This is a genomic window from Acidovorax sp. (genome assembly GCF_016783915.1).
Classification (GTDB): Bacteria; Pseudomonadota; Gammaproteobacteria; order Burkholderiales; family Burkholderiaceae_C; genus Acidovorax.
This window is the reverse complement of record NZ_JADHVT010000221.1, coordinates 1-5,673: the sequence shown is the minus strand read 5'-3', so window position 1 is coordinate 5,673 and position 5,673 is coordinate 1. Positions and strand designations below refer to the sequence as shown.

Genomic DNA, 5,673 nt, shown 5'->3' with positions numbered 1-5,673 from the left:
CCCACCGGCACCACCGTCTTGCCATCCAGGTGCCCGCAGCGCTTAGGAAAGCCCTGGTCCTCGATCTGGATCATTGCCGCGCCCGCACGCTCAAAGCCGCGCACGGTGCGCTGGGTGTTGAGTGCGTTGCCAAAGCCGGTGTCGGCATCGACGATGACCGGCGTGCTTACGCGCTCGGTGATGCGTGCCAGGGTGTCTTCCACCTCGGTGTAGGTGGTCAGGCCCACGTCGGAGCGGCCCAGGCGGGTGTAGGCAATCGATGCGCCTGAGAGGTACAGCGCCTCGAAGCCCGCCTGCTCGGCCACCAGGGCGCTCAGGGCGTCGTAGACGCCGGGGGCCAGGATGGCGCGGGGTTCATGGAGGCGTTCTTTGAACGATGAAGGGGTCATGTCTTCACACTTTCTGACGGTTCAGCCCGGCCGCCGTGTGCGCAGCGATGTAGCCACCGGCCACGGCGCTGAGCAGGCCGTTGCCGGAGAGATAACCCCACACCGCGTCGGCCGACACGCCACGGGCCGCGCCGCCTGCGGCCAAAAGATTGGGAAATGGCTGGCCGGTCTGCCCCAGTACACGGCACTGGGCGTCGATGTCCAGCCCGCCCTGGGTATGGAACAGCGCGCCGGTCACCTTGACCGCGCAGAACGGCGCCTGCAATGGGCGGGCAAACACACGTCGGTTGTGGTCGTTCTGGCCGCTAGCGCTAGTGATACTTGCCAGGGTTGCTATCAATTTTGATTCTTCGCAGCCAATCAATGCCGCCAGCGCCTGCACGCTGTCACAGTGCTTTACCGCACCGGCTGCCTCAGCATCGACAAAGTCCGGAAAGCTGCGCGCCAGTGCGAGGATGGGCGCATCGAACACATTCCACGCCACGCCGCCCGGTTGCGCCAGCACATGCACTGAGGCTTCGGAGTAGCCCTGTGTCTCGTCGTGAAAGCGCTCGCCCAGCGCATTGACCTGGATGCCGCCTTCCATCATCAGCGCCCACGAGATCAGCGCGCCCTGCGGAATGGCCCAGGAGCCGTGGCCCTGGTAGCCGCCCAGGTCAGCCAGCCGTGCGCCCAGCGCCTGGCCCCAGGCGATGGCGCTACCGTCATTGCCGGTGTGGCCGGCGAACAGCGCATCGCGCATCTCGGGCAGCAGCTCGCGCACCATGGACGGGTTGCCGCCAAAGCCGTTGCAGGCCAGGATGAGTGCGTCGCAGGCCAGATGCTCCAGCGTGCCGTCGGGCCGCTCGTACCCCACGCCGATCACGCGCTGCTGGGCGTTGACCCACAGCTCGCGCACGGTGGCTTCGGTGATCAGCGGAATGTCGACCGCCGTCACCGCGTTGGCCAGGCGGCCCATCAGGCCCACGCCGGTTTTCTCGGGCGTGGCGTGCATGCGGCGCATGCTGTGGCCGGGGTACAAGAATCCATCGAGCACCTGCCACTGCAGGCCGTGGCGCGCTTGCAGTGCATCCAGCGCAGGTCCAATGGCCTGGGCGTAGGCCTGCACCAGGTGCGGCGCCGCCCTGCCCTTGGCCTTGGCGCTGATGTCAGCGGCAAAACGCTCCGGGCTGTCGTCGTCAATGCCCGCCGTGCGCTGCGCCTGCGTGCCGGGCGCGGGGATAAAGCCGGATGACAAGGCCGAGGAGCCCAGCGGTGTGGCGTCGCGCTCCAGCACGGCGCATTCCACGCCGGCGTCGTGCAGCATCAGCGCCGCCGTGAGGCCACAGGCACCGCCGCCCACGATGAGCACCGGCACATGGGCGTCCTGCGCCACCGTGCCGGGCAGGTGCTCGGCATGGCAGATGCGGGGGGTGCTCATGGGCGCATTCATGCGGAAGGGGCGGCCACAGCGGCAGCAAAATCGGCGCAGGTCAGCACCTGGGCCACATTGGCCATGTCGGCCACCGAGGTGTCGTGCACTGCCTGCTTGAAAGCCGCGCAGCCGTCGGACAGCACTAGGGTTTGGTAGTCGCGCATGTGCGCATCGCGCACCGTGCTGGCCACGCCCCCGTTGGTGACGATGCCGCACACCGCCGCGGTGGTGATGCCGGCGCGGCGCAGCACCCAGTCAAGCTGGGTGTTGAAGAAGGCCGAATACGCCACCTTGCACACCGACACGTCCACCCACGGTGCGATCTCAGGTACATGGGCCTGGCCCGTGCTGCCGGGCGCAAAGTCGCCGCGCCGCAGAAACGGGCGCAAGGCCTTGAGGTGGGGCGACACCATGGGCTCGCCCTGCGCATCGGGCCACAGGGTGAACTGGCTGCCTACCACCATGCCACCCGCCGCCTTGAGCGCCTGGGCCACCGCTGCCACCCGGGGTGGCAAGGCCTGGGCGGCAGCGCTCACCGCGCCGCCGCGTGCATAGGCGCCATCCGGCGCCAGAAAGTCGTTTTGCAGGTCGATGATGACCAGCGCGGTGTGGCGCGGGTCAATAGCAGCGTGACTCATGCCGCGCCCCCCGTGTCGGCCCGCACCAGCAGATTGCCTAGCGGATCGACGGTGGCGCTGAAGCCGGGCTCCAGCCACACCGTGGTGTCGGGCTGCTCCAGGATTGCCGGGCCATCGATGCGGGTGCCCACGGGCAGGTCCAGGCGTGCGTGGCGCGCTGCGTCCCACCAGCGACCGGCGTGGAACACGCGCTGCACACCAAGGGAAGGGTTCACCGTGGTGGTCTGCGGGGCCAACACCGTCAGGTCGAACTTGGGGCGCACGCCCACACGGGCGTAGCGCAGGTTCATCACCCGCACGGCAATGCCGTCGAGCACGCGGCCAAAGGCGGCGCGGTAGGCAGCCTCGAACGCGGCGCGGATGCCGTCATGGCTCAACGCATCGGCGGCCACAGGCACCTGCACGGTGTGCGTCTGCCCGGCGTAGAGCATGTCGAGCGCAATGATTTCCTGCACTTCCACAAACTTCACGCCCGCTGAATCGAGCCGCTGCTGGCAGGTGGCAGCCAGTGTGGCCACGCGCTGGCGCAGGTCGGCCACGTCCAGGTCGGCCAGGGGCTTGTTCAGCGTCTGTACCGCGTCGTGGCGCATGTCGGCCATCACGCAGCCCAGGGCCGAGGTCACGCCGGGGTAGCGCGGCACGATGCCCGTTCCCACACCCACCTCGCGCATCATGGCGCACACATGCAGCGCGCCGCCGCCGCCAAACGGCATATAGGCAAACTGGCGCGGGTCGTGCCCGCGCTCGATGGACACCACGCGTACGGCGCCTGCCATCTTGGCGTTGGCGACCGTGAGGATGGCTTCGGCGGCTGCCATCACATCCAGGCCCAGGGGCTTGGCGACATGGGTCTCGATGGCGTCGCGCGACTTTTGTGCGTCCATGGCGGCCAGCAGGCCACCGCCCAGGGGCCGGTCGGCGGCGATACGGCCCAGCAGCACATTGGCGTCCGTCACCGTGGGGCGCGTGTTGCCCCGGCCATAGCAGGCCGGGCCGGGGATGCTGCCCGCCGACTCGGGGCCCACCTGCAGCATGCCGCTGGCGTCTACCGAGGCGATGGAGCCGCCACCCGCGCCGATGGTCTCGATCTGGATCATGGGCGAGCGCACCACCATGCCGAACTCAATGGCCGTTTGTGCAGCCAACGCCGCTTCGCCTTTGGCAACCAGCGACACGTCGAACGAGGTGCCGCCCATGTCGCCCGTGATCACATCGGGAAAGCCTGCCGCACGCGCAATGGCCGCGCAGGCAATCACGCCCGCCGCCGGGCCCGAGAGCGCGGTGCGCACCGGTACATCGCACGCCGTCTGGCGCGACATCACGCCGCCGTTGCTCTGCACGATGAGCAGCTCGCCGCCAAAGCCCTGCGTGCGCAGGTCGCCTTCCAGCCGCTCCAGGTAGCTGCCCACCACGGGCTGCAGGGACGCGTTGAGCGTGGCGGTGGAGCAGCGCTCGAACTCGCGGATCTCGGGCAGCACTTCGCTGGCGGCCGTCACATGCGGGTTGGGCCACACGCTGCGCACAGCGGCTACGGCGGCCTGTTCGTTGGCCGGGTTGGCATAGGTGTTGATGAAGAACACGCAGACGGCCTCGCAGCCCGCCTCCAGCAGCGCGCGCGCCTGGGCCTTGACCTGCTCAATATCCACCGGGGTGTGCACCGTGCCATCGGCCAATACGCGCTCGTCCACCTCCAGGCGCAGGTTGCGCGGCACGATGGGCTCGAAGCTGCCGCGCAGGCCCCAGGTCTGCGGCCGGTCACGGCGGCGCATCTCCAGCACATCGCGAAAGCCGCGGGTGGTGATGATGCCGGTGCGTGCCACCTTGCGCTCCAGCAGCGCATTGGTACCCACGGTGGTGCCGTGCACGATGGTGGCGATCTGCGCGGCCGAATCGGCCACACGCGCCACGCCGTTCATGAAACCTCGCGCCTCCTCGCCCCGGGTGCTGGGCACCTTGACGATGCGGGCGCTGCCGTCGCGCTCGTCCAGCACGAACAGGTCGGTGAAGGTGCCACCCACGTCCACGCCCACCACATAGGACGCCTCGCTCAAAGCCTTGTCCGAAACCTTGCTGCTGCTCATGCCTTGCCTTTCGTTGCGGCGTTGGCGCTCACATAGCCCATCGCCAGATCCTTCTCACGCGCTGCCGCATCCCGCGCGGCTGGGGCGCCGTAGCCACCGCCGCCAGGGGTCTCCAGGCGCACGCGCTCGCCCTGCTTGAGGCGGATGCCGATCATCTTGGAGCGCATAGGGGGCTGCTTCCACTCACTATTGTTTTCATAGCTGAAGACGTTCATGGAACCGGCGCTACCGCCCGAAATGCCCTGGGGTGCGGCCTTGCCGCGCTCGCCAAAGATGAAGACTTCAGCGTCTTGCTCCAGCAGCTCGATTTCATAGATCGCGCCCAGGCCACCCCGGTGCTGGCCGTCGCCACCCGAATCGGGCCGCAACGCCCACTGCGTGAAGCGCACGGGGTACGCCGCCTCCAGAATTTCGAGCGGCGGGATGGTGGCGGTGGAGATGGGCGCGTTGCCGTGGCTCAGGCCATCGCCATCGCTGTGCCCGCCGTGGCCGCCGCCGAAGAAGCTGAACATCACCCAGCGTTGGCCCTTGCGCGCGGCATCGGTGCGCAGCCCGGCGATGGACAGCGCGTTGATAGTGCCGTAGGCTTGGGCCATGGCGCGTTTGGGGTCGGCCTGCGCGGTGGCGCTGAAAATCACATCGATCATGCGCAGGATGGTCTCGGTGTAGCCGCCCACGGGGCGCGGGCGCGCAGCGCTGATGACCAGCCCCTCGGGCAGCACAAAGTCCACCGCGTCCAGCACGCCCGCATTCGCAGGCACATCGGGGAACAAGTGCTTGAGCGCCACATAGCAGGCCGCAATGGCCGTGGCGCGGGAGATATTGACCGGCCCCGCGCACTGAGGTGAGGTGCGCGAGAAGTCGAGCGTCAGGCGGTCGCCCTGCACCGTCATGTCGAGCGCAATGGTCAGCGGCTCGTCCTTCACGCCGTCGTTGTCCAGGATGTCGCTGAAGCTGTAGCGCCCGTCGGGCAGTGCCGCGATGTGCGACTGCATGAGCTTGACAGCGCGCGTGCGCAGCTCGCCCATGGCCTGCTGCACCTGGGCATCGCCGTACTGGTCCAGCAGGTCATGAAGGCGGCGCTCGCCAAGGTCCAGCGCGGCCAGCTGGCCGTTCAGGTCGCCCCACAGGCTGTCGGGCAGGCGGGTGTT

Annotated in this window: 5 protein-coding genes; all 5 read right to left on the bottom strand. The window is 68.5% G+C overall.

The features are described 5' to 3' along the window. Nucleotides 1-389, bottom strand: a 389-nt coding sequence (locus ISS20_RS23135) for an isocitrate lyase/PEP mutase family protein (RefSeq protein WP_291439937.1), incomplete at its 3' end; no start/stop codon positions are given. A 4-nt stretch (nt 390-393) separates the two neighbouring features. Then, complete coding sequence (locus ISS20_RS23130; protein ID WP_291439935.1) at nt 394-1,809, bottom strand: FAD-dependent oxidoreductase; 1,416 nt, start codon at nt 1,807-1,809, stop codon at nt 394-396. Nucleotides 1,810-1,817: 8 nt separating this feature from the next. Further along, nucleotides 1,818-2,441: a cysteine hydrolase gene (locus ISS20_RS23125; RefSeq protein ID WP_291439933.1), complete on the bottom strand. Its 624-nt coding sequence runs from the start codon at nt 2,439-2,441 to the stop codon at nt 1,818-1,820. Next, nucleotides 2,438-4,522: a hydantoinase/oxoprolinase family protein gene (locus ISS20_RS23120; RefSeq protein WP_291439931.1), complete on the bottom strand. Its 2,085-nt coding sequence runs from the start codon at nt 4,520-4,522 to the stop codon at nt 2,438-2,440. Before ISS20_RS23120 ends, ISS20_RS23125 begins: the two co-directional genes overlap by 4 nt. Then, nucleotides 4,519-5,673 (bottom strand): hydantoinase B/oxoprolinase family protein (locus ISS20_RS23115; protein WP_291439929.1); only part of this gene is annotated, 1,155 nt, incomplete at its 5' end. The genes ISS20_RS23120 and ISS20_RS23115, both read right to left, overlap by 4 nt.